The organism is Enorma phocaeensis, from assembly GCF_016901575.1.
Taxonomy (GTDB): domain Bacteria; phylum Actinomycetota; class Coriobacteriia; order Coriobacteriales; family Coriobacteriaceae; genus Limicola; species Limicola phocaeensis_A.
In genome coordinates, this window is record NZ_JACJKQ010000002.1 from 70,761 (window position 1) to 93,438 (window position 22,678).

Annotated in this window: 34 protein-coding genes; 30 read left to right on the forward strand and 4 right to left on the reverse strand. The window is 62.4% G+C overall.

The genetic code is table 11. The annotated features are described in order from the left end of the window. The first annotated feature begins 104 nt into the window (after nt 1–104). From rplC to rplX, 12 genes are all read left to right on the forward strand, one after another. The gene (gene rplC / locus H6A15_RS01970) at nt 105–725 is read left to right on the forward strand and encodes a 50S ribosomal protein L3 (protein WP_087410592.1); all 621 of its coding nucleotides are present in this window, start codon (nt 105–107) and stop codon (nt 723–725) included. A 44-nt stretch (nt 726–769) separates the two neighbouring features. Next, nucleotides 770–1,396: a 50S ribosomal protein L4 gene (gene rplD / locus H6A15_RS01975; RefSeq protein WP_204672029.1), complete on the forward strand. Its 627-nt coding sequence runs from the start codon at nt 770–772 to the stop codon at nt 1,394–1,396. Then, nucleotides 1,397–1,684, forward strand: a complete 288-nt coding sequence (gene rplW, locus H6A15_RS01980; RefSeq protein WP_204672030.1) for a 50S ribosomal protein L23 — start codon at nt 1,397–1,399, stop codon at nt 1,682–1,684. A gap of 172 nt (nt 1,685–1,856) precedes the next feature. Then, the gene (gene rplB, locus H6A15_RS01985; RefSeq protein ID WP_204672031.1) at nt 1,857–2,687 is read left to right on the forward strand and encodes a 50S ribosomal protein L2; all 831 of its coding nucleotides are present in this window, start codon (nt 1,857–1,859) and stop codon (nt 2,685–2,687) included. 33 nt (nt 2,688–2,720) lie between these two features. Continuing rightward, entirely contained in the window at nt 2,721–2,981 is a 261-nt protein-coding gene (gene rpsS, locus H6A15_RS01990) for a 30S ribosomal protein S19 (RefSeq protein ID WP_006720289.1), read from the forward strand. 14 nt (nt 2,982–2,995) lie between these two features. Further along, the gene (rplV, locus tag H6A15_RS01995) at nt 2,996–3,367 is read left to right on the forward strand and encodes a 50S ribosomal protein L22 (RefSeq protein ID WP_204672032.1); all 372 of its coding nucleotides are present in this window, start codon (nt 2,996–2,998) and stop codon (nt 3,365–3,367) included. A 6-nt stretch (nt 3,368–3,373) separates the two neighbouring features. Next, the gene (gene rpsC / locus H6A15_RS02000) at nt 3,374–4,084 is read left to right on the forward strand and encodes a 30S ribosomal protein S3 (RefSeq protein ID WP_204672033.1); all 711 of its coding nucleotides are present in this window, start codon (nt 3,374–3,376) and stop codon (nt 4,082–4,084) included. Then, nucleotides 4,084–4,512, forward strand: a complete 429-nt coding sequence (rplP, locus tag H6A15_RS02005) for a 50S ribosomal protein L16 (protein ID WP_204672034.1) — start codon at nt 4,084–4,086, stop codon at nt 4,510–4,512. Before rpsC ends, rplP begins: the two co-directional genes overlap by 1 nt. After that, a complete protein-coding gene (gene rpmC / locus H6A15_RS02010) occupies nt 4,513–4,728 on the forward strand; it encodes a 50S ribosomal protein L29 (protein WP_204672035.1) in 216 nt (71 codons plus the stop codon). Between the two features lie 14 nt (nt 4,729–4,742). Beyond that, nucleotides 4,743–5,009, forward strand: coding sequence for a 30S ribosomal protein S17 (rpsQ, locus tag H6A15_RS02015; protein ID WP_204672036.1), 267 nt, complete (start codon nt 4,743–4,745; stop codon nt 5,007–5,009). 100 nt (nt 5,010–5,109) lie between these two features. Next, entirely contained in the window at nt 5,110–5,478 is a 369-nt protein-coding gene (gene rplN, locus H6A15_RS02020) for a 50S ribosomal protein L14 (protein ID WP_204672037.1), read from the forward strand. Nucleotides 5,479–5,496: 18 nt separating this feature from the next. Further along, complete coding sequence (gene rplX, locus H6A15_RS02025; RefSeq protein WP_239462282.1) at nt 5,497–5,820, forward strand: 50S ribosomal protein L24; 324 nt, start codon at nt 5,497–5,499, stop codon at nt 5,818–5,820. Nucleotides 5,821–6,025: 205 nt separating this feature from the next. On the opposite strand, the gene H6A15_RS02030 is transcribed toward rplX, so the two are convergent. From H6A15_RS02030 to H6A15_RS02045, 4 genes are all read right to left on the reverse strand, one after another. Continuing rightward, on the reverse strand, nt 6,026–6,763 hold the full coding sequence (locus H6A15_RS02030) for an RluA family pseudouridine synthase (protein ID WP_204672038.1): 738 nt from the start codon (nt 6,761–6,763) through the stop codon (nt 6,026–6,028). A gap of 11 nt (nt 6,764–6,774) precedes the next feature. Next, nucleotides 6,775–9,324: a U32 family peptidase gene (locus H6A15_RS02035; protein WP_239462283.1), complete on the reverse strand. Its 2,550-nt coding sequence runs from the start codon at nt 9,322–9,324 to the stop codon at nt 6,775–6,777. Nucleotides 9,325–9,642: 318 nt separating this feature from the next. Continuing rightward, entirely contained in the window at nt 9,643–10,899 is a 1,257-nt protein-coding gene (locus tag H6A15_RS02040) for an IS256 family transposase (protein ID WP_204672039.1), read from the reverse strand. Nucleotides 10,900–11,089: 190 nt separating this feature from the next. After that, complete coding sequence (locus tag H6A15_RS02045) at nt 11,090–12,298, reverse strand: MalY/PatB family protein (protein WP_204672040.1); 1,209 nt, start codon at nt 12,296–12,298, stop codon at nt 11,090–11,092. A gap of 380 nt (nt 12,299–12,678) precedes the next feature. Between H6A15_RS02045 and rplE the strand changes: the two genes are divergently transcribed. The 18 genes from rplE to rplQ all read left to right on the forward strand — a co-directional run bounded on the left by rplE (nt 12,679) and on the right by rplQ (nt 22,676). Continuing rightward, nucleotides 12,679–13,236 (forward strand): 50S ribosomal protein L5, encoded by a 558-nt coding sequence (gene rplE / locus H6A15_RS02050; RefSeq protein WP_204672041.1) that lies wholly within the window; start codon nt 12,679–12,681, stop codon nt 13,234–13,236. Nucleotides 13,237–13,316: 80 nt separating this feature from the next. Continuing rightward, complete coding sequence (locus H6A15_RS02055; protein WP_087411536.1) at nt 13,317–13,502, forward strand: type Z 30S ribosomal protein S14; 186 nt, start codon at nt 13,317–13,319, stop codon at nt 13,500–13,502. A gap of 123 nt (nt 13,503–13,625) precedes the next feature. Beyond that, nucleotides 13,626–14,024, forward strand: a complete 399-nt coding sequence (gene rpsH, locus H6A15_RS02060) for a 30S ribosomal protein S8 (protein ID WP_087411535.1) — start codon at nt 13,626–13,628, stop codon at nt 14,022–14,024. Between the two features lie 33 nt (nt 14,025–14,057). Then, on the forward strand, nt 14,058–14,594 hold the full coding sequence (rplF, locus tag H6A15_RS02065; protein ID WP_204672042.1) for a 50S ribosomal protein L6: 537 nt from the start codon (nt 14,058–14,060) through the stop codon (nt 14,592–14,594). Nucleotides 14,595–14,656: 62 nt separating this feature from the next. Next, nucleotides 14,657–15,019 (forward strand): 50S ribosomal protein L18, encoded by a 363-nt coding sequence (rplR, locus tag H6A15_RS02070; RefSeq protein ID WP_204672043.1) that lies wholly within the window; start codon nt 14,657–14,659, stop codon nt 15,017–15,019. 14 nt (nt 15,020–15,033) lie between these two features. After that, nucleotides 15,034–15,558, forward strand: coding sequence for a 30S ribosomal protein S5 (gene rpsE, locus H6A15_RS02075; protein ID WP_204672044.1), 525 nt, complete (start codon nt 15,034–15,036; stop codon nt 15,556–15,558). Between the two features lie 2 nt (nt 15,559–15,560). Continuing rightward, the gene (gene rpmD, locus H6A15_RS02080) at nt 15,561–15,743 is read left to right on the forward strand and encodes a 50S ribosomal protein L30 (protein WP_204672045.1); all 183 of its coding nucleotides are present in this window, start codon (nt 15,561–15,563) and stop codon (nt 15,741–15,743) included. Between the two features lie 3 nt (nt 15,744–15,746). Further along, the gene (rplO, locus tag H6A15_RS02085; RefSeq protein ID WP_204672046.1) at nt 15,747–16,196 is read left to right on the forward strand and encodes a 50S ribosomal protein L15; all 450 of its coding nucleotides are present in this window, start codon (nt 15,747–15,749) and stop codon (nt 16,194–16,196) included. After that, entirely contained in the window at nt 16,190–17,473 is a 1,284-nt protein-coding gene (gene secY / locus H6A15_RS02090) for a preprotein translocase subunit SecY (protein WP_204672047.1), read from the forward strand. The genes rplO and secY overlap by 7 nt, the downstream gene beginning before the upstream one ends. An 18-nt stretch (nt 17,474–17,491) precedes the next feature. Continuing rightward, nucleotides 17,492–18,118, forward strand: a complete 627-nt coding sequence (locus tag H6A15_RS02095) for an adenylate kinase (protein WP_204672048.1) — start codon at nt 17,492–17,494, stop codon at nt 18,116–18,118. Then, nucleotides 18,115–18,903: a type I methionyl aminopeptidase gene (gene map / locus H6A15_RS02100; protein ID WP_204672049.1), complete on the forward strand. Its 789-nt coding sequence runs from the start codon at nt 18,115–18,117 to the stop codon at nt 18,901–18,903. The genes H6A15_RS02095 and map overlap by 4 nt, the downstream gene beginning before the upstream one ends. A gap of 356 nt (nt 18,904–19,259) precedes the next feature. Next, nucleotides 19,260–19,478 carry a translation initiation factor IF-1 gene (gene infA, locus H6A15_RS02105; protein ID WP_087411546.1) on the forward strand — a complete coding sequence of 73 codons (219 nt, stop codon included), beginning with the start codon at nt 19,260–19,262 and terminating at the stop codon, nt 19,476–19,478. 150 nt (nt 19,479–19,628) lie between these two features. After that, nucleotides 19,629–19,742, forward strand: coding sequence for a 50S ribosomal protein L36 (gene rpmJ / locus H6A15_RS02110; RefSeq protein ID WP_016309305.1), 114 nt, complete (start codon nt 19,629–19,631; stop codon nt 19,740–19,742). Nucleotides 19,743–19,757: 15 nt separating this feature from the next. Continuing rightward, a complete protein-coding gene (gene rpsM, locus H6A15_RS02115) occupies nt 19,758–20,132 on the forward strand; it encodes a 30S ribosomal protein S13 (RefSeq protein WP_204672050.1) in 375 nt (124 codons plus the stop codon). A 15-nt stretch (nt 20,133–20,147) separates the two neighbouring features. Continuing rightward, nucleotides 20,148–20,555, forward strand: coding sequence for a 30S ribosomal protein S11 (gene rpsK, locus H6A15_RS02120; protein ID WP_087411525.1), 408 nt, complete (start codon nt 20,148–20,150; stop codon nt 20,553–20,555). Nucleotides 20,556–20,576: 21 nt separating this feature from the next. After that, nucleotides 20,577–21,173 carry a 30S ribosomal protein S4 gene (gene rpsD, locus H6A15_RS02125; RefSeq protein ID WP_204672051.1) on the forward strand — a complete coding sequence of 199 codons (597 nt, stop codon included), beginning with the start codon at nt 20,577–20,579 and terminating at the stop codon, nt 21,171–21,173. A gap of 32 nt (nt 21,174–21,205) precedes the next feature. After that, nucleotides 21,206–22,147, forward strand: a complete 942-nt coding sequence (locus tag H6A15_RS02130) for a DNA-directed RNA polymerase subunit alpha (RefSeq protein ID WP_204672052.1) — start codon at nt 21,206–21,208, stop codon at nt 22,145–22,147. A gap of 28 nt (nt 22,148–22,175) precedes the next feature. Next, nucleotides 22,176–22,676, forward strand: a complete 501-nt coding sequence (gene rplQ / locus H6A15_RS02135; protein WP_204672053.1) for a 50S ribosomal protein L17 — start codon at nt 22,176–22,178, stop codon at nt 22,674–22,676. The last annotated feature ends 2 nt before the right edge of the window (nt 22,677–22,678 follow it).

Genomic DNA, 22,678 nt, shown 5'->3' on the forward strand with positions numbered 1-22,678 from the left:
GTGCCGGAATGCAAACGTTAGACGCAAGTTGGTAGTGGTCCTCTAGGGGCATCCGCAAGGGGCGGATGCAGTGTCCCAAGACCACCGAGAGTTAGGATCATTGAATGATCAGCATGATTCTCGGCCGCAAGATCGGTATGACCCAGGTGTGGGACGAGAACGACAACGTCGTCCCCGTCACGGTCATCCAGGCTGGCCCCTGCGCCGTCTCGCAGGTTAAAACTAAGGCGACCGATGGCTATGACGCCGTTCAGATCGGTTTCGGCGCCATCAAGGCCAAGAACGTCAACAAGCCTATGGCTGGTCACTTCGCCAAGGCCGGCGTCGAGCCCGTGCGCTACCTGCGCGAGGTCCGCGTCGAGAACGGCGAGGACCACAAGGTGGGCGAGGTTGTTACCGTCGCCGACTTCGCCGACGTCGCCAAGGTCGATGTCATCGGCACCTCCAAGGGTAAGGGCTTCCAGGGTCGCATCAAGCGCTGGGGACAGCGTCGCGGTCCTATGACCCACGGCTCTCACTTCAAGCGTCACCCGGGCTCCATCGGTCAGTGCGCCTACCCCGCGCGCGTCCTCAAGGGCGTCAAGATGGCCGGTCACATGGGTAACGAGCGCGTGACCGTGAAGAACCTGTCCGTTGTCCGCATCGATGCCGAGCAGAACCTCATTCTCGTCAAGGGTGCCGTCCCTGGCGCGAAGAACGGTCTGGTCGCCATCCGTATGGCTTAAGGGCCAGTCCCTAACGCCCAGCGTCATACCAAGGAGAACACAGAATGTCTAAGTTTGAAGTCAAGAATACGGAGGGCACGACGGTAGCGTCCGCCGAGCTCGCCGCTGAGGTGTACGGCATCGAGCCCAACATCCACGTCATGCATCACATCGTCAAGTGCCAGATGGCCTGCTGGCGTCAGGGCACCCAGTCCACCAAGGGACGCAGCGACGTCTCCGGTGGCGGTGCCAAGCCGTGGCGTCAGAAGGGCACCGGTCGCGCCCGCCAGGGTTCGACCCGCGCCGGCCAGTGGCGTCATGGTGGCGTCATCCATGGCCCCAAGCCCCGTCTGTACACCAAGCGCATGAACAACAAAGAGGTCAAGCTCGCCATGCGTTCCGCCCTTTCTTCGAAGGTGCGCGACAACGAGCTCGTGCTGGTGGACGACTACGGCTTCGAGAAGCCTTCCACGAAGGCCGCCGTCGCCATGCTCAAGGCTCTCGGCCTTGAGGGCAAGCGTCTCACCATCATCGTTCGCGAGGATGACATCAACGCGTTCCTGTCGTTCCGCAACATCCCCAAGACGTTCATCATCACCCCGTCCGAGGCCAACACCTATGACCTCCTCAACAACGGTGCCCTGCTGATGCCCGCCGATGTTGCCGCTCACTTCGGGGAGGTGCTTGCTTAAATGACCGCCCACGAGATCATCATTCGCCCGATCGTCTCCGAGCGCTCCTTCTCGTTCATGGAGGAGAACAAGTACACGTTCGAGGTCGCTCGCAACGCGAACAAGTATCAGATCAAGGACGCCATCGAGGAGCTCTTCGGTGTTCACGTCGTTCGCGTCAACACGCTCAACGTGAAGCCCAAGAAGAAGCGCGTGCGTTACGTTGCCGGCTATACCCGTCAGTGGAAGAAGGCCGTCGTGACCATCGCCGAGGGCGAGTCCATCGAGATCTACGGCAACCAGGCCTAAGACTCGGGTTGTCTAGTCGCCTCCCGAAAGGGAGGCGAGGGTCTAAGTGGTTCCGGGCCCAGATTATGGAGCCGCCCGGTACCGTGGTAATCCGGTGTCGTCGCACCCCGAGGCGAGAGCCTCACATCCCTGCCTGCGACGGCCAACGGATAGAAGTTGAAAGGGATAGGGAATGGCTGTAAAGCATCTTAAGCCGACCAGCGCGGGTCGCCGTTGGCAGACGATCTCCGACTTTGCCGAGATCACCTGCACCAAGCCCGAGAAGTCGCTTCTCGAGCCGCTGCCCAAGAAGGCCGGTCGCAACAACCAGGGCCGCATCACGACCCGTCACCAGGGCGGTGGCGTGAAGCGCCGTTATCGTCGCATCGATTTCAAGCGCAACAAGGACGGCGTGCCCGCCAAGGTTGCCACGATCGAGTACGACCCCAACCGCTCCGCCCGCATCGCGCTGCTCCACTATGTGGACGGCGAGAAGCGTTACATCCTGGCCCCCAAGGGCCTCAACGTGGGCGACACCGTGCTTTCCGGCCCTGAGGCCGACATCAAGCCGGGCAACGCCCTTGCGCTCTCCGACATCCCCGTCGGTACGCTCGTGCACGCCATCGAGTTCCAGCCCGGCAAGGGCGCCGCAATCGCCCGTTCCGCCGGCACCGCCTGCCAGCTCATGGGCAAGGAGGGCAAGTACGCCATCCTGCGCATGCCCAGCTCCGAGATGCGTCGCGTCCTGGCTACCTGCCGCGCCACCGTTGGCGAGGTCGGCAACGCCGATCACTCCAACATCGTCATCGGCAAGGCTGGCCGCAAGCGCTACATGAACGTCCGTCCCACCGTTCGTGGTACGGTCATGAACCCGGTCGACCACCCGCACGGCGGTGGCGAGGGCAAGAACCACACCTCTGGTCGTCCGTCCGTCACTCCTTGGGGCAAGCCGACGAAGGGCTATCGTACGCGCAAGAAGAAGAAGGCGTCGAACAGCCTCATCATCCGTCGTCGCAAGAAGTAGTTTTCGGATACCGAGTATTAGGAGTTAGCACCTATGAGCAGAAGTCTCAAAAAAGGGCCTTTCGTGGAAGCTCGCCTTCTCTCGCGTATCATCGCGATGAACGAGGCTGGCAAGAAGGACGTCGTGAAGACCTGGTCCCGCGCGTCCACCATCTTCCCCGAGATGGTCGGTCATACCATCGCCGTCCACGACGGGCGCAAGCACGTCCCGGTCTATGTCACCGAGTCCATGGTCGGTCATAAGCTCGGCGAGTTCGCGCCGACTCGTACGTTCCGTGGCCACAAGGCCAAGTAGGGGGTTTCACGTAAATGGCAACTAAAGCTACCGATACCGAGACCCGCGAGGTGCGCGCCGTCGCCAAGTACGTGCGCGTGTCCCCCAGCAAGGCTCGCCTCGTGGTCGATCTCATCCGTCGCAAGCCGGTCGCTCAGGCTTTCGATATCCTGCATTTCTGCGAGCGCGCCGTAGCCGTGGACGTCGAGAAGGTCCTGCGCTCCGCCGTCGCGAACGCTGAGAACAACAACGGCATGCGCGCCGACAACCTCGTTGTCGCTGCCGCCTATGTCGACGAGGGCCCCACGCTGAAGCGTATCCGTCCTCGCGCCAAGGGCTCCGCTTCCCGCATCCTGAAGCGCACGAGCCACATCACCGTCGTCGTCGCTCCTCGAAAGGAGGCATAACGAGCCATGGGTCAGAAAGTCTACCCCACCGGATTCCGTCTCGGCATCACCGAGAACTGGCGCTCCCGCTGGTTCGCGGACAAGAACTATGCTGAGACTCTCGGCAACGACCTCGAGATCCGCAAGTTCTTGGCCAAGCGCCTCCATCGTGCCGCCGTCTCCCGCGTGGAGATCGAGCGTGCCGGCGACAAGGTGAAGGTCATCATCCTCACCGCCCGCCCCGGCATCGTCATCGGCAAGAAGGGCGCCGAGATCGACACCCTTCGTGGCGAGCTCGAGAAGGTCGCCGGCGTTTCCAAGGGCCAGCTCTCCGTCGACGTCATCGAGGTCAAGCGCCCCGAGCTCGACGCCGTGCTCGTTGCCCAGTCGATCGCTGAGCAGCTCGAGGGCCGCGTCGCCTTCCGTCGCGCCATGCGCAAGGCCGTCCAGTCCGCCCGCAAGGCCGGCGCCAAGGGTATTCGTATCCAGTGCTCCGGACGTCTCGGCGGCGCAGAGATGGGCCGTCGCGAGTGGTACCGCGAGGGCCGCGTGCCGCTGCACACCCTGCGTGCCAAGATTGACTACGGCACCGCCACCGCCCACACCACCATGGGCTCCACTGGCGTGAAGGTCTGGATCTACCTGGGCGAGAAGCTCCCGGGCCAGCCTGTTCCGAATCCTGCGCTCGAGGGCTCCAGCCGTCCTCGTCGTCGTAATACCGAGAGGAGGGGTCAGTAGTGCTTGCCCCTAAGCGTGTTCTTCACCGCAAGGTGCAGCGTGGCTCCATGAAGGGCCAGGCCAAGGGTAACACCGAGCTGCATTTCGGTGATTACGGCATCAAGGCTCTCGAGGCCCACTGGATCACCAACCGCCAGATCGAGGCTGCGCGTATCGCCATGACCCGTTACATGAAGCGTGGCGGCCGCGTGTTCATCACGATCTTCCCCGACAAGCCCATCACCAAGAAGCCCGCCGAGACCCGCATGGGTTCTGGTAAGGGTAACCCCGAGGAGTGGGTGGCCGTCGTGAAGCCGGGTCGTATCATGTTCGAGATCTCCGGCGTGTCTGAGCCCATCGCCCGCGAGGCCCTTCGTCTGGCCCAGCACAAGCTGCCTATCAAGACCAAGATCGTTTCCCGCGCAGATCAGGACGGGGAGGATAAGTAAATGAAGCCCGCAGAGATTCGTGAGCTCTCCGACGACCAGCTCGTCGAGAAGCTGAAGGAATGCCGCGCTGAGCTGTTCAACCTTCGTTTCCAGATGGCCACCAGCCAGCTCGACAACACCGCTCGCGTCAAGACCGTGAAGAAGGACATCGCTCGTATCCTCACGGAGCAGCGCGCCCGTCAGATTGCAGCGGAGAAGACCGCTGCCGCAGAGTAGACCTGGAGTAAAGCATGACTGAGAAGACTGAGCGTAACTCGCGCAAGGTCCGTACGGGCGTCGTCGTCTCCATCTCTGGCAACAAGACCATCGTTGTCGAGACCATGGAGCGCAAGCGTCATCCCAAGTACGGCAAGATGATGACCTTCACCAAGAAGCTTCATGCACACGACGAGGAGTGCACCGCTGGCGTGGGCGACCGTGTCCGCGTCATGGAGACCCGTCCTCTGTCCAAGATGAAGCGTTGGCGTCTTGTCGAGATCATCGAGCGCGCCAAGTAAGCTGTCTTAAGACGTTATCCGTCGGCGACGTGCGCCGTGCGGCCTAAGGCCCAACAGGCATGCGCGCACCTCTCGCCGACCGAAGTTCGGAGGAACTACCATGATTCAAATGCAAACCATGCTCAACGTCGCCGACAACTCCGGTGCGCGCAAGGTTCGCTGCATCAAGGTGCTTGGCGGTTCCAAGCGCCGTTATGCGGGAATCGGTGACGTGATCGTGGCTGCCGTCCAGGAGGCCACCCCTGGCGCCAACGTCAAGAAGAAGGACGTTGTGAAGTGCGTCGTCGTCCGCACCGTGAAGGAGATTCGTCGCAAGGACGGCTCCTACATTCGCTTCGACGACAACGCCGCCGTCGTCATCAACAACGACGGTTCGCCCGTGGGCACCCGTATCTTCGGGCCCGTTGCCCGCGAGCTGCGCGACAAGAAGTACATGAAGATCGTCTCGCTTGCTCCCGAGACCCTGTAAAGAAAGGAGAGAGCAGCTATGGCTATGTCCATCAAGAAGGGCGACACCGTCAAGATTCTCTCCGGCAAGGATCGCGGCAAGCAGGGCGTCGTTCTGCGCGCGTATCCCGCTGAAGGCAAGATCAAGGTCGAGGGCGTTCAGATGGTCAAGAAGGCCGTTCGCCCCAACCAGCAGAACCAGCAGGGCGGTATCGTTTCGCAGGAGGCCAAGATCGACGCCTCCAACGCTATGCTCGTGTGCCCCAAGTGCGGCGCTGCCACGCGTGTGGGCCACAAGCAGGGCGAGCTCGACGGTCATCGCACCAAGATTCGCGTCTGCAAGAAGTGCGGCCACGAGTTCTAAGTTCTGCCTTTGACTGTGTCAAGAAAGCCTCCGACCGTTTCTGGTCGGAGGCTTTTTCTGTTTCAATGCTTACGTTCGTGTAATGCAGAGCCCTTCCAGGAAAACCGCCCTGCCTGCAGGTGGAAAGGATAATGGAAGGGCATCACAGCCCTCGGAACGCTGCGTGTTAGAAGGTCTTTGGAGGCTTCCGAACCGCCCTGCGCAGCTAGCTCCGACGGCTGCCAATGGGAGCTTCAGATTCAAATTCAGCGGCTATGGCGGCGAAGCGCGCGGGCACAGGAGAGACGATGTCGACCGGATTGCCGTCGACCGGATCTGTGAAGGACAGCTCGCGCGCATGCAGCATGAGGCCTAAGGGGTGGTTATGCCCGTATAGGGCATCTCCCACAATGGGAAAGCCGCTGCTGCTCAGGTGAACGCGAATCTGGTGCTTCCTGCCTGTTTCGATGACCACGGAGAGCAGCGAAAAGGTGCGGTGGCCTATAGTCGCGCTGCGCAAGAGCCTTGCACGGCTGACGGCATGCTTTCCGGTACGGCTGACGCGCATGCGCCGAGCATCGTGCCTGTCGCGGCCGATGGGCGTATCAAAGGTGTGCTCATGCCAGGGAAAGGCGCCCTCAACGATGGCGAGATAGCGCTTCGTCGCACGATGCTCCGCAATCATGCGGTCGTAGAGCGGCTGCGAGCTTTTCTGTCGTGAATAGAGCACGATGCCGGTCGTTTCGCGATCAAGGCGCTGCAGCGCTTGGAGCTCTTTGGGGTTGCTGTGATAATCCAGCTGCTCGTCATCGTGCCCGGAGAGGAGCTGGCGGGCCAGATCGCTGAGGGTCTCTGCCCCGGAGCCGTCGCCATGCACGATGATGCCGGCAGGCTTGTCCAGCGCGAGAAGCGTCTGGCTCTCGTAAAGCACGGGGCAGGGGAGTGCCGGTGCCGATGAGTGCATCGTGACGCCTCCTAATCCACGCCGACGAAAAGGCATCCGGCGCTTGCGCCATGCTGCCGCGGGGAGGGACGTTTGCCTGCGAGGGAGGCGTCGAGGGAGCGGGCCGCGCGCAGCACCTGGACGTAGGTTTCAGATGGGTCGAGGAGCGTCGCATCGACCAAAAAGCGACTGACCCCGGCATTCAGGAGGCGCGGAACCTGAGGCGTCAGGTCGAGCGGCTGGGCGGCGTAAAGACGTGAGCGACCATGGACGTCGGTATGAACGGGCAGCAGGCGGTCATCGATGTTGCGCAGGTAAAGGCTTTGACGGCGCAGGCGGCAGCGCCGGCAGTCATGGACGCATGCATCGGCGACCTGAAGAATGCAATGCTCGCTCGTCATGACGCGGGGCCGTCCAAAGACCGTGATGCCGGCGGGAATGGGCGCGTGGGGAACAAACCGCTCGATTTCGTCGATGGTGAGCTCAGGGGAGAGCCAAAACCCTCGCGCGCCGCGATGAAACAGGTGCATGCAGGCGGCGAGGTTGTGGACGGGTATGCACGAGCGCAGCTCCGGGAGGGCGCCCGCGTCGCTGCTGAGCGCGAGATGGGAGATGTTGCCGATGGCGACAGGCGCCTTGGCGGCGACCCAGCGATCGAGCCTGCCGCGGTCTTTCTCGCGACATACCTCATCGAGCAGGGGGATATAGCCGCGCCCGAGGGCGTCTGCCGGAGAGACGCCCTCGGCGTCAAGGTCGTCGGCAGAGAGGTAGATTCGCACGGCGCCAGCGCGGCGGGCCTCCTCGGCGGCTTCGAGCGAGGTTACCAGGGCGCAGACGGAGGGCTGCTCAAGGCTTCGCGCCCGGGTCGTGGCACAGGCGGGGTCAGAGGCGGATGCGGTCTCGGCGCTGAGCGCGACAGAGGAGAAGGAGGGAAGGACCGACAGTGCCTGCGCACGCCGACCGTAGGGTGCGAGAATGCATGCTTCAAGCAAGCGGCATGCCTCGGAGCGTATCTTGTGGACGGCGGAGAATCCCATGCCGCAGCCTTCGTCAACCTCCACCTCAAACGTGGAGGCCTCGAATGGGGAGCTCCCAAGCCGACCAACATGCTCTATAAGATCGTCGCGGCTGACCGCCTTGGTGCGTGCGGGCTCGACTACAAAACCCACGGCGCGCGCCTTCAATGCGGGGTCGTCGACGCATGAAAGCTCCACGCTAAAGGGCTCGCCGATGCGAGCGCGAATGAGAACGTGAACGGGGCGCTTGCGTGCGATCTCGCGTTTGAGCACGGCGTCTGCCGCATCGATGGCACGCTGGCTGCGAATGATGCGAACGCGGCATCCCGAGGGCATGCGGCGCGGTACGGAGACCTCGATGACGTCGCCGGCGGTGGCGTCGGCGCGCGCGATGGCGGTCAAGAACTGGTCGGGCTCTGCATCATGGCGAAGTTCAAGAAGGTCGCCGGCGCCAACAGGCTCGAACAGCGAGATGCGTGCGGTTCCGGCAGGGCCCTTGTCGCGCTCGCGGAAACGTTCTGAGCGGGTTTTCGGGCTGCGGGGGTTGAAGCCCACGACCTCGCCGACGAGCTGGCCGCGGTTGTTGGAACGCTCATAGCTCATCATGTCGTCATCGGAGGTGCCGTCCTGGTAGGCATGGGTGAAGTCTCGATTGAAGCAGCGCTTGAGCTGGCGTGCGCGCGCCTCGCGCTGCTCGGCAGGGGCCTTGCGGCCGGCGAGGAGGTCATCAAGCTCTTGACGGTAGGCGTCGACGACAGAATAGACGTAGTCGGGCGCCTTCATGCGACCTTCGAGCTTGAGCGCATGGGCGCCCGTGGCGAGCAGTCGCGGCAGCAGCTCGGACGTGTTGGTGTCGCGCGGGCAGAGCGGCCGGCCGCGTCCGGCGGGAGAGAGGACACGGCCCTCTTCGGTCACGAGGTCGTAGGGAAGCCGACACGGCTGTGCGCACATGCCGCGGTTAGCGGAGCGACCGGCGCAGGCAAAGCTTGAAAGCAGGCAGACGCCGGAATAGCTAAAGCAGATCGATCCGTGGGCAAACACCTCGAGGTCGATGTCGACGCGCTCGTGAATAGCGGCGATCTCGTCCAGCGAGAGCTCCCGCGACAGGGTGACCCGATCGGCGCCTGCACGCTTGCACCAGGCGGTGCCGCGCGCATCATGGATGTTCGCCTGGGTGGAGATGTGGGTCTCGATGTCTGGCATCAGGCGGCGAACTTCAAAGAAGAGGCCCCAGTCCTGGATGATGAAGGCGTCGGCACCGAGCGCCGCACAGCGACGGATGAGTTCGAGGGCATCCACCATCTCGGCGTCCTTGATGACGATGTTGACTGTCACGTAGACGCGCGCTCCGGCTAGGTGGGCGGCGCGGCAGGCGGCGGCAAAGGATTCATCGGTAAAGTTATCGGCCTTGCGACGGGCGTTGAACGAGCCCATGCCGCAGTAGATGGCGTCCGCTCCTGCGGCAAGCGCCGCTGCAAACGGCCCGGGGCCGCCGGCAGGTGCCAGCAACTCGGGCCGGCGGGGGCCAGCGGGTTCGGAGCCGGTCAATGCGGTTTGGTGATCCATGATGTCCTGCCACGAGTCAACGAAACGAAACATGTCTTAGCGAAAGTATAAGCGTCGCCTGCCTGCGCGGGACAGGCTCAACCAAAACGCCCGCAACCCATCTCGAAGAGGATGGAAGCGGGCGCAAATGATGTTCGCTTCGGATTTATGCAGATACTTTCAAAGAGGCCGAGTAGCCGGCGAATATAGAGAAGAAACCCGCAGGTTATCTTGGCTTCGATACCGGGCCTACGGTTGTGTGCCGATTGTTGGTGTCCGCCACGCTGCGGGGCGGCCGGTCGCCCTAGGACCGATCTCCCCGATACTACACCTTTCCCGTCATGCGGCCCTCCTCCTCTCCTCGATCGCCCCGACCACGATGAGCCTCGCCCGCTCGACGACCTCGGGCGACGGCGGCTCCGGCTCGGCAGTCGACCTCTCGACTCCGCGCAGCGACGCCGCGTCGATGAAGTTCATGTCCATCCACTCCTCGTTGACGTCGATGAGCACGGAGCCCACGAGGCGCTCCATCGCCTCGACGGAGGGGAAGACCGAGACGACCTTGGTCCTGCGCTTGATCTCCTCGTTCGCGCGCTCCTGCACGTTGTTCGTCCGGAGCCTCACGTGGTGCTCGAAGGGGAAGTCGAGGTAGGCGAGCGCGTCCGCCTCGGCGTCCTCGAGGAGCTCGCCGGCCCGCGCCGACATCGCGCCCAGCTCCTCGCAGGCCCTGCGGTAGGCGGCGCGGACCAGCGACGGCTCGCGCTCGGCGAACACCGCCTTGAGCGCCGCCAGCGCGCAGGCGCGGTCGTCGCGGCGGCTGAACCAGCCGGCGGCGTCGCGCTCGAGGTGCACGATGCAGCGCTGCCAGGCGGCGCCCGGGAAGACCTCGGAGACCGCCTGGACGAGGCCCTCGTGGGCGTCGGAGGTGACGCACCTCACGCCCGAGACGCCGCGGCGCCTGAGGCCCCTGAGGAACGCCTTCCACGAGCTCGCGCTCTCGGCGTCGACGCACCCGAAGCCGACGAACCTCCTCGACCCGTCCTCGCCGCACGCGATGGCGGTGACGACGGCCTTGGACTGCACGTGCCCCTCGTCGCGGCACTTGAGGTAGGTCGCGTCGAGCCAGAGGTAGGGGAAGCGCGCCCCGTCGAAGCGCTCGGCGCGCATCGAGGCGACCTCCTCGTCGAGGTCGGCGGTCATGCGCGACACGCGCGACGGCGAGAGGCGCGCGAACTCGAGGGCCTCGGCGGCCCTCTCTATCTTCCTGGTCGAGAGCCCCCGCACGTACACCTCGCGCACGCAGGCGACCATCGCCCGGTCCACGCGCGAGTAGGGCCTCACGATGTCGTCCGGGAAGTAGCTCCCCTCCCTGAGCTTCGGTATCCGGAGCGTGATCTCCCCGACGACCGTGAGCAGCGTCCGCTCCCGGTAGCCGTTCCTCCTGTTCCCCTCCCCGCACAGCTCGTCGGCCTGCGCGTCCATCACCTGGTTGAGTATCGACTCCAGGGCCCGCCGCGCGAGCTCCGTGAGGTCGAGAGTCCCGTCGTCCCTGACCGGGAGGTTCTCCAGCATCCCGTTTTCCTGTAGAGTGTCCATGGTGGCCGTGTCCCTTCTTCTCGAATCGACGTTTCAGCGATATCGATTCTAGGGCGCGGCCGCCGCCCTCGGGCAGAGGCCGGACACCACGATTCGGCACACGATCGGGCCTACTCGAGGTGTCGGGAAAAATCTGCATAAAACCGAAGCAAGTGGATGAAAGAAGGCGAAGGGCGGGGTCCCTGGGCGGCTAATCAGTGAAAACGTGGCGCTGGAGCCGCTGGAAGGCATCCTGAACGCGCGAGAGGGGCAGCGCGAGATTCATGCGGATGTGGTGCGGGCCGTGGAACGGCCGGCCGTCCTGCCAGCCGACGCCGACGTCCCAGCCGCGGCGCAGCAGCTCGCCGACGTCGCGGCCGTGTGCGGAGCACCATTCCTCGCAATTGAGGAAGAGCATATAGGTGCCCTGTGGACGAACGACGGAGATGCCGGGGAAATGCGCGTCGACCAGGTCGCAGGCCCAGGTGACGTTGCCGTCGATGACCTGGCGGAGTTCGTCGACCCAGGCGCGGCCTTCCTCGCTATATGCCCCGATGAGGGCGTGCATGGAGAGTACGTTCATGGCGTTGTAGTGGCTCTTGGAGGACTGCGAGACGACGCGGTCGCGCAGGTAGTCGTCATAGATGATGTGGTAGCTGCCTACAAGGCCTGCCAGATTGAAGGTCTTGCTCGGGGCGTAGAGGGCGACGGTCCGCCGCCGCGCGTCCGCGCTGATCGATTGGGTCGGGATGTGCGTATGGCCTGGAAGCACGATATCAGACCAGATCTCGTCTGAGATGACGACGACGTCGTATTTCCTATAGAGGTCGAGCGCGCGCTCGAGCTCCCAGCGCTCCCACACGCGACCGCAGGGATTGTGCGGAGAGCAAAGAACCGCGGCGTGGATCCTGCCATCCGCGAGACGACGCTCCATGTCCGCATAGTCCATGTGCCAGCAGCCGCCATCATCAAGGACAAGAGGGGAGAGCTCGATGCGGCGCCCGATGTTCTCGATGCTCTTGGTAAAGCCGATGTAGGTGGGGCTATGCACCAAGACGGAGTCGCCGGGCGCGGTAAAGGCCTCGAGGGTCGAGACGAGGCCGCCCAAGACGCCGTTTTCGTAGCCGATGCACTCGGGGGTGAGGCCGGTGACGCCGTTGCGGTCGCGTTGCCAGGAGATGATGCGATCGAAGTATTCCTGGCGCGGCTCGAAATAGCCGAAATGCGGCTGCTGAAGACGGTGTGCGACCGCATCGGTGATCGCGGGGAGGACGGGAAAGTTCATATCGGCGACCCACATGGGTATGCAGTCAAAGCCTTCGCGCGGACGCTCGGGCGCACCGCCGCCGGTGCCAAGGCCGTCGACGGCGACGGCGTCCTGCCCGTGCCGATCCATGATGGAGGTAAAATCGTAGGTCATCGGGTCTCCTTCGACGGAGGGCTGTCAATCCGCTCGTCATGATACCGCTCCTTGCGCACATGGTGCGCTCCGGCCCAGAGGCGCTGCCGCCGGCGGAGGCTCCGTCACAGGTACGCCTCGGGGGCGGCTAGACAGCTCCCAAGCAATCGGGACATTGTGAATTTCAACAGGTCGCGGAGTTTTTCTGGCAATTCGGCGCGCACACGCGTATCATACCGACTCGTATTGCCCGGCTCCTGTCGGCCATTCGGCGTGCCGCGACAGCCTACGCGACGCACCGACGGCAGGAGGCACGAGGACAACCCGACCAGGCGCTCCGGAGACACCGGGTGCCCGCGAGTGGCCAAGCCCCGTGCTTAAAACCCCATGAAGGAGTGAACATGGCTGAAGAGAAGTATGTCCCCCGCCTGAAGACCAAGTACCTCGATGAGGTGCGTCCCGCGCTTCAGGATAAGTTCCACTACAAGAACGTCATGATGATCCCGAAGATGGAGAAGATCGTCGTGAACATGGGCGTCGGCGAGGCCGCGACCGATTCCAAGGCCATCGACGGTGCCGTGCGCGACCTGCGCCTGATCACCGGCCAGCAGCCCATGGTGACCCGCGCTCGCAAGTCCATCGCGTCCTTCCGCCTGCGTGCCGGCATGCCCATCGGCGCCAAGGTCACCCTGCGCGGCGACCGCATGTGGGAGTTCTTCGACCGCCTCACCTCGGTGGCCATCCCCCGTATCCGCGACTTCCGCGGCATCTCGCCCAAGAGCTTCGACGGCCGTGGCAACTTCTCCATGGGCGTGACCGATCAGCTCATCTTCCCCGAGATCCCGTTCGACTCGGTGGACCGCACCCGTGGTATGGACATCACCATCGTTACCACCGCTGAGACCGACGAAGAGGCCCGCGCGCTTCTCGACGGCTTCGGCTTCCCGTTCAAGAAATAAGGTAGAACTGTCCCAGCGAGGCCGGCAGGGCAAGGGGTCCTGCCGGCCTGGGACTGTACATACGTGTAAGGAGGAAATACGTGGCTAAGACATCGATGATCGTCAAGCAGCAGCGCGAGCCGAAGTTCTCGACCCGCAAGTACACCCGTTGCCAGCGTTGCGGCCGTCCGCATTCGGTCTACCGCAAGTTCGGCATCTGCCGTGTCTGCTTCCGCGAGCTTGCGCTCAAGGGCGAGCTTCCTGGCATCAAGAAGGCCAGCTGGTAAGTCACTGCCAGTGCATGCGGTCCGATCGCCGCGTGCAGGGAAGAGCGCACATGATCTGGCTTGTTCGCCACGGGTGAACGAGAACCGCATGTGCGAGTTCATCAAGAACGAAGGAGAATCTGTATGAACCTTACAGACCCGATCGCAGATATGCTTACGCGCATCCGTAACGCAAACGCTGCGAACAAGGCCACGGTCTCTATGCCGAGCTCCAAGAAGCTCGTGGAGATCGCTCGCGTCATCTACGAGGAGGGCTACATCGAGTCGTACACCGTCGAGGACACGACTCCCCAGAAGACCCTCCACATCACCCTTAAGTACGGCCCCAAGAAGCAGAAGGTCATCTCCGGCATCCGCCGTATTTCCAAGCCGGGCCTGCGCAAGTACGCCCGTGTCATGGACCTTCCCCGCGTCCGTGGCGGTCTCGGCACCGCCATCATCTCGACCAGCAAGGGCGTCATGGCTGACCGCGACGCTCGTAAGCTGGGCGTCGGCGGCGAGATCGTCGCCTACGTGTGGTAAGCGGCTAGGCGCGTAGAAGGAAAGGAGAACACCGTGTCCCGTATCGGTAAGAAGCCTGTCCAGATTCCCGCCGGAGTCGACGTGGCAGTGGACGGTTCGCATGTGACCGTCAAGGGCCCCAAGGGCCAGCTCGAGCTTGATGTCTACAACAAGCTCTCCATCGAGGTCGCCGACGGCGTCCTCACAGTCGTCCGCCCTGACGATGAGCGTGAGACCCGCGCTCGTCACGGCCTTACCCGCGCCCTTATCCACAACATGGTTGTGGGCGTCTCCGAGGGCTTCACGAAGTCCCTCGAGCTCGCCGGCGTCGGTTACCGTGTCGTCCTGAAGGGCAACACCCTCGAGCTTTCGCTGGGCTTCTCGCACCCCGTCCTGTATCCCGCTCCCGAAGGCATCACCTTCGAGGTGCCCGACAACACCCACATCAACGTCAAGGGCATCAATAAGCAGCAGGTGGGCCAGGTTGCCGCCGAGATCCGCGGCAAGCGTCCGCCCGAGCCTTACAAGGGCAAGGGTATCCACTACGTTGGCGAGCACATCCGTCGCAAGCTCGGTAAGGCCGCTAAGTAGTAGGGAACTCACTCGTAAGACCAGCACCCCGTCAGGTGCTGGCAGAAGACTAAGGAGTCTCAATGAACAAGAACAAAGCGAAGCTCGCAGGTCTGAAGCGTCGCCAGCGTCGCGTTCGTGGCAAGATCTTCGGCACCCCGGAGCGTCCGCGCCTGCGCGTGACCCGCACCAACGCCCACATCTATGCCGCCATCATCGACGACACCAAGGGCCACACCCTCGTCTCCGCCTCCACGCTCGAGGCCGAGTTCAAGGGCGGCCACAACTCCAACAAGGAGGCCGCTGAGAAGATCGGCGAGCTCGTTGGCAAGCGCGCCCTCGAGGCTGGCATCACCAAGGTGACGTTCGACCGTGGCGGCCGCATCTACCACGGCCGCGTCAAGGCCCTCGCCGACGGCGCCCGTGCCGCCGGACTCGAATTCTAGGAGGTAAGTAGCACATGGCTCGTAATCCCAAGCAGCAGCGCGAGGCCTCCGAGTTCGAGGAGCGCGTCGTCTTCATCAACCGTGTTTCCAAGACCGTCAAGGGCGGTCGTCGCATGTCGCTCGTGGCGCTCGTCGTCGTGGGTGACGGCAAGGGCAACGTGGGTCTTGGCATGGGCAAGTCCGCCGAGGTGCCTCTGGCCATCTCCAAGGCTTCGCTCGACGCCAAGAAGAACATGTTCCACGTGCCTGTGACCGAGACCGGTACCATCCCGCACGAGGTCATCGGCCACTTTGGTGCTGGCCGCATCATCATCAAGCCCGCTGTCGAGGGTACCGGCGTCATCGCCGGCGGCGCCGTGCGCCCCCTCTTCGAGCTTGCCGGCATCAAGAACGTTCTCGCCAAGTCCCTGGGCACCGACAACGGCCTCAACATCATCAAGGCCGCTGCCGAGGGCCTGAAGGAGCTCTCGAGTCCGGAGGAGGTCGCGCAGCGTCGTGGCCTTACCGTCGCCGAGATGTTCGTTGGTAAGGAGCAGTAAGCATGGCTGACACCATCAAGATCAAGCAGGTCCGCAGCACCAACGGCTGCAAGAAGGACCAGGTTAGGACGGTCCGCGCCCTCGGCCTCGGCAAGATCAACCGCACCCGCGAGATCACCGACAACGAGTCTGTCCGCGGAATGATCTTCAAGGTCAAGCACCTTGTTGAGATTGTAGAGGAGTAGCAAATGCAGCTTCATGATCTCACTCCCGCGCCGGGCTCCACGCATCGGCGTAAGCGTATTGGCCGCGGTAACTCCTCCGGCCACGGCACCACGGCCGGTCGCGGCCAGAAGGGCCAGCTCTCCCGCTCTGGCGGCGGCAAGGGTTCGGGCTTCGAGGGTGGTCAGACCCCGCTCGCGATGCGCCTGCCCAAGCTCCCGGGTTTCCGCAACCCCAACCGCGTGGAGTACACTCCGGTCAACATCGCCCGTCTCGACGAGAAGTTCGAGGACGGCGCTGTGATTGACGGCGCCTCCCTCAAGGCCGCCGGCATCATCAAGAAGGAGTATGAGCCCGTCAAGGTTCTTGGTGAGGGCGAGACCACCAAGAAGTTCACGGTCAAGGTCGACAAGGTTTCTGCCTCTGCCAAGGCTAAGATCGAGGCAGCAGGAGGGTCGGTCGAGCAGCCGTGCTAAATGGTCTGAAGAACGCGTTCCGCGTCAAAGAACTGCGGGACAAGATTCTCTTCACCATAGCGATGCTCGTTGCGTACCGCATCGGTGCGCACGTTCCCGTGCCCGGCGTCCCCGTCCAGGGGATGCTGGGCCTTTTCGGCGGTGACGACTCCGTTGCCGCCGGCGCCATGGCGCTGCTGAATCTGTTCTCCGGCGGCGCGCTGAGCTACGTCTCGGTCTTTTCGCTGGGCATCATGCCCTACATCACGAGCTCCATCATCTTGCAGATGCTGCAGAGCGTGGTACCCAGCCTGCACGAGCTTGCCCGCGAGGGCGAGGTCGGTCAGACCAAGATCACCCAGTATTCTCGCTACCTTACGCTCGCGCTCGCCATTCTCAACTCGATCGGCTATCTCTTCCTGTTCAAGAGCTTCGGCATCAACTTCAATGGCGCCGGCGCTCCCGAGATCATCTTCGACATCATGATCGTGGGCACGCTCACCGCGGGCGCCATGCTCATCATGTGGATCGGTGAGCTCATCACCCAGCGTGGCATCGGCAACGGCATGTCGCTCATCATCTTCGCGAACATCATGGCCGGCCTGCCTCAGGCGATCATCTCCTCCATGCAGGGTGGCGCCACCGGTGTGATCATCACCGTCGTCATCTTCGTGGTGATTCTTCTGGTCATTCCGCTCATTGTCTTTATCGAGCGTGGCCAGCGCCGCATTCCGGTACAGTTCGCCAAGCGCGTCGTGGGCCGTCGTCTTATGGGTGGCCAGTCCACCTATCTGCCGATCAAGGTCAACACCGCCGGCGTCGTGCCGATCATCTTTGCTTCGGCACTTCTGTACTTCCCGGCTCAGCTCGCGGTGTTCTTCCCGGGCATCGACTGGGTGCAGGCCGTCGCGGGTGCCCTGTCCTCCGGATGGCTCAACTGGATCTTGAACGTTGTCCTCATCGTGTTCTTCGCCTATTTCTACACCTCGATGGTGTTCAATCCCGATGACACGGCAGACAACCTCAAGAAGCAGGGCGGCTTTATTCCGGGCGTGCGTCCGGGCAAGGCTACGGCCGCCTACATCAAGAACGCGCTGAACAAGATCACGCTTCCGAGCGCCATCTTCCTGGCGGTCATCGCGATCGTTCCGTCCATCGTGTTCTCGTTCACCAACAACCAGCTCATCCAGTCGTTCGGTGGCACCTCTATCCTCATCATGGTGGGCGTCGTTCTCGACACCATCGCCAAGGTTGAGAGCCAGCTGAAGATGTACGACTACGACGGCTTCTTCATGTAAGGGAGAAAGGAGACCCTCATGAATATCGTGCTGTTGGGTGGTCCTGGCGCCGGCAAGGGCACCATGGCCCAGCGTCTGGTCGCAGAGTTCGGCATCGCCCACATCTCCACGGGCGACCTGCTTCGCACCGCCGTGAAGGGCGGAACCGAGCTTGGCATTCAGGCCAAGAAGTACATGGATGCAGGAGAGCTCGTTCCTGACCAGCTGGTGATCGATCTGGTGAAGGAGCGTCTCGCTGCCGATGACGCGCAGGAGGGTTTCATCCTCGATGGCTTCCCGCGCAACACCGTCCAGGCCGTGACGCTCGATTCCGAGCTGTCCGCCATGGATCGTACCATCGACTGCGCGCTGCTCATCGACGTTGCGCCCGAGGTCATCGTCGAGCGCCTCTCCGGTCGCCGTACCTGCCGCGCCTGCGGCTACACCGGCACCGCTGCTGACGCCGTTTGCCCGAAGTGCGGCGGCGAGATGTATCAGCGCGATGACGATAAGCCCGAGACCATCAAGAACCGTCTTGATGTCTACGAGAAGTCGACGAGCCCGCTTGTCGAGTACTATCGTGGACAGGGTCTCCTCAAGGCTGTCGACGGAGCCCATGCGATCGACGAGGTCTATGCATCCGTGAAGGAAGCGCTCGGTCTATGATCAAGATCAAGTCTCCCCAAGAGATCGAGGCTATGAAGAAGGCCGGAGCACTGTCGAAGATGGTGCTCCGGCACGTTGGGGCCATGGTGCGCCCGGGCGTCTCGACCTTCGAGCTCGACCAGCTTGCCGAGCAGATCATCCGCATGCATGGCGGCATTCCCGCTTTCAAGGGCTATGGCGGTTTTCCCGGATCCATCTGTGCATCGCTGAACGATGCCGTGGTCCACGGCATTCCCAATCCCGACGTCATCCTGCGAGATGGAGACATCATCTCCATCGATACGGGTGCGATCGTCGATGGCTGGGTAGGCGATAACGCATGGACCTTCTACGTCGGGAACGTCGCTCCTGAGGTTCAGGCGCTTTGCGAAGTCACGCGCGACTGCCTGAAGGCCGGAATCGCCCAGGCCGTTCCGGGCAATCATATCGGCGACATCGGCCATGCCGTTCAGACGCTCGCAGAAAGCAACGGATACGGAGTGCTGCGCGACTACGTCGGCCATGGCGTCGGGCGCAACATGCATGAGGATCCGAACGTCCCCAACTATGGCAAGAAGGGCAGGGGCGTTCGTCTCCAGGCCGGTATGGTCATCGCGATCGAGCCGATGATCACGCTCGGTACCCATCGAGTGACCGTAGGCGCCGATGGCTGGATCGTTCGCACGAACGACCACCTGCCTGCAGCTCACTATGAGAACACCATTGCGATCACCGATGACGGCCCGATCATTCTTACGGCCGACGCCCAGGGCGAATGGTGCTCCATGCAGGGCGGCGTTATGTAACACCTATCACGGGAGCCCGTCCGGTATCAACCATCCCGTGCTCAGACAGCGCTTTGCGAACTGCGCGCGGGACGGTAGATACCGGACGGGCACCCGGTGTCTCAAGCGGGGATGACGGTTATGTGATTCCCCGCGGTCGATGCCCTTGGAGGGTCAACGCTCTTGAGGCATCAGGCGGGGCATATGTCCCCGCGCGCAGTTCGCGACAGCGCTGTCTGAGCACGGGGACATATGCCCCGCCAGATGGCGAGAAGCGACGCTGCAACAATTTGTGAAGCGTTGACGAAAAAGCGAGATATAGCACTTTTGTGTTGTATCATGCTCAGTTGCTGTCGTTTCGAGAGAAAGATGTGCTTGTGAAGAAGGAAGATGCAATCGAACTCGAGGGTACGGTCACCGAGCCCCTGCCCAACGCCATGTTCCGCGTTGAGCTCGAGAATGGTCATAAGGTTCTCTGCTCCATTTCGGGCAAGATCCGCATGAACTATATCCGCATTCTTCCCGGCGATAAGGTTGTCGTGGAGCTTTCCCCGTATGACCTCACGCGCGGGCGCATTACGTATCGCTACAAGTAGCGTCAGCACAACATGTATGCATGTGCGATCGCAAGGCCTGCTCAACCTGCGGTCGCGTTTGCATGTTGAGATCCAGCCATTGTGTTTCACGCCTGCGGCTGGGCGAGTAGATAGTAGGTTGAAGTCTGAGCACTACCGAAAGGAAGAACGATGAAGGTACGTCCTTCGGTCAAGAAGATGTGCGACAAGTGCAAGATCATCAGGCGTCATGGCAAGATTCTCGTCATCTGCGAGAATCCGCGCCACAAGCAGCGTCAGGGTTAAGAGAGGAGAACTAAGTTGGCCCGTATTAGCGGTGTCGATCTGCCGCGCGAGAAGCGTGTCGAGATCGGTCTTACCTACATTTACGGCATCGGCCGCACCACCGCCAGCAAGATCTGCGCGGACACGAACATCAATCCGGATACCCGCGTCAAGGACCTCACCGAGGAAGAGGTTGACGTCATCCGTAAATACATCGACGAGAATCACCTCATGATCGAGGGCGACCTCCGTCGTGAGCGTAACCAGAACGTCAAGCGCCTCATGGACATCGGCTGCAACCGTGGCCTGCGTCACCGCAAGGGCCTGCCGGTCCGCGGCCAGCGCACCCACACCAACGCTCGTACCCGCAAGGGCCCGAAGCGTCAGATCGGTGCCAAGAAGAAGAAATAAGGAGAGCGCTAGAAGATGGCTACTGCAAAGAACAAGCGCGGCGCCGCCACCCGTATCAAGCGCGCGGACCGCAAGAACATTTCGGTGGGTCAGGCTCACATCCGTTCCACCTTCAACAATACGATCGTGTCGATCACCGATCCCCAGGGCAACGTCATCGCTTGGCGCTCCGCTGGCCAGGTCGGCTTCAAGGGTTCCCGCAAGAGCACGCCGTTCGCCGCTCAGATGGCCGCCGAGGCTTGCGCCAAGGCCGCTATGGAGCATGGCATGCACAAGGTCGCCGTGTTCGTGAAGGGTCCGGGTTCTGGTCGCGAGACCGCTATCCGCTCGCTCCAGGCTGCTGGCCTCGAGGTCACGAGCATTCAGGACAAGACCCCCATCCCGCACAACGGCTGCCGCCCCAAGAAGCGTCGTCGCGTGTAACTCTGAAAGGATCGAAATACAATGGCAATCGACAGGACGCCTGTTCTCAAGCGCTGCCGCCAGCTCGGGATCGATCCCGTTGAGCTGGGCTACAGCAGCAAGAAGGAATCTATTCGTCAGCCCAAGCGTCGCCGCAAGGAGTCCGAGTACGGCATGCAGCTGCGCGAGAAGCAGAAGGCTAAGTTCATCTACGGTGTGCTCGAGAAGCAGTTCCACCGTTATTACGAGCGCGCTCTCAAGATGCCCGGCGTCACCGGTGAGAACCTCATGACGCTGCTCGAGAGCCGTCTCGACAACGTTGTCTTCCGTCTTGGCTTCGCCCGCACTCGTCGTGAGGCTCGCCAGACCGTCCGTCACGGCCACTTCACCGTGAACGGCCGCCGCGTCGACATCCCCTCCTTCCTCGTGAAGCCGGGTGACGTCATCGCCGTGGGCGAGAAGTATCGCGACCTCCTTCCCATCAAAGAGGCTCTCATCCAGTCCGAGCGCTTCGAGGTTCCTGGTTGGCTCGAGGTGGATATCGAGAAGCTGTCCGGCAACGTTCTCTCGCTCCCTTCGCGCGAGCAGATCAGCACCGATATCAAAGAGCAGCTCATCGTCGAGTTCTACTCCAAGTAGTCCATTTGGGCTGCTGAGGCTGGAGGTTATACATGTCAGAATTCATTAGGCCTCAGGTTCAGGTCGATGAAATCAACGAGACGTCTGCACGCGTCTCCGTTGAGCCGCTTGAGCGCGGTTACGGTGATACGCTGGGCAACTCCCTGCGTCGCGTCCTGCTGTCGTCCCTGGAGGGCGCTGCGGTCGAGGCGATTCAGATCGATGGTGCCCAGCATGAGTTCACGACCATCCCGAACATGGTCGAGGACGTCACCGACATCGTCCTGAATGTCAAGGGCCTGGTCTTCAGGTCTCTCGGCACCACCGATGAGGCGACTGCGACCATCTCGGTCGACGGTCCCTGCGAGGTCACCGGTGCGGACTTCTTCATCCCGTCTGAGTTTGAGCTTGTCAACCCCGAGCAGCACATCGCCACCCTCAACGAGGGCGGCCACCTCACCATGAGCATGCGCATCGGCTATGGCCGTGGCTACGTTTCCTACGAGGGCAACAAGCGTGACAACGATCCCATCGGGGTCATTCACGTCGACTCGCTGTTCTCGCCCGTTCGTCGCTGCGCCAAGCTCGTTGAGGCCTGCCGTGTCGGTCAGCACACCGACTACGATCGTCTCGTTCTCGAGATCGAGACCAACGGCGCGCTCACGCCGCGCGACGCCGTGGTGCAGGCTGCCAACATCATCAATCAGCACATGCAGGCCTTCATGAACCTTGCCGACACCCCCGAGGTTGAGGAGGAGGTCTCGATCTTCGCCCCCGAGGTCTCGAGCGACAATGCCGAGCTCGACAAGCAGATCGAGGACCTGGACCTCTCCGTCCGCTCCTATAACTGCCTCAAGCGTGCCAGCATCCACTCGGTTCGTCAGCTTGTCGAGTTCTCCGAGAACGACCTGCTGAACATCCGCAACTTTGGCGTGAAGTCCATTGAGGAAGTCAAAGACAAGCTTGAGTCCATGGGCCTGAGCCTGAAGGCTTAATGCTTCGCGTATAGAGGAGAACGTACACATGCGTCACAACAAGAAGAAGGGTCTGAAGCTTGGCACCGACGCCGCTCACACCCGTGCGATGAAGAAGAGCCTGGCCAAGGCCCTTCTGGAGAACGATCGCATCAAGACCACCGAGACGCGCGCCAAGGCGCTGCGCAGCTATGTCGAGCCCATCATCACCTGGGCCAAGAAGGGCGACCTGCACTCTCGTCGTCTCGCCATTGCCAAGCTCGGCGACAAGCACCTCGTCGCCGAGGTCTTTGACAAGGCCGCTCAGGGCATGTGGGCCGACCGCAACGGCGGCTACACCCGCATCATGAAGCTCGGCCCCCGCAAGGGCGACAACGCTCCTATGGTCATCATGGAGATCGTTTCCGAGCCCGTGGTGAAGAAGGAGCGCAAGGTCGCTCCTGCTCCCAAGAAGGCTGCTGCTCCCACCAAGGTCGAGAAGGCCGAGGAGCCCGCTGCCGAGGAGGCTCCCGAGGTCGTCGAGGCCACCGAGGAGAACGCTGCTGAGTAACA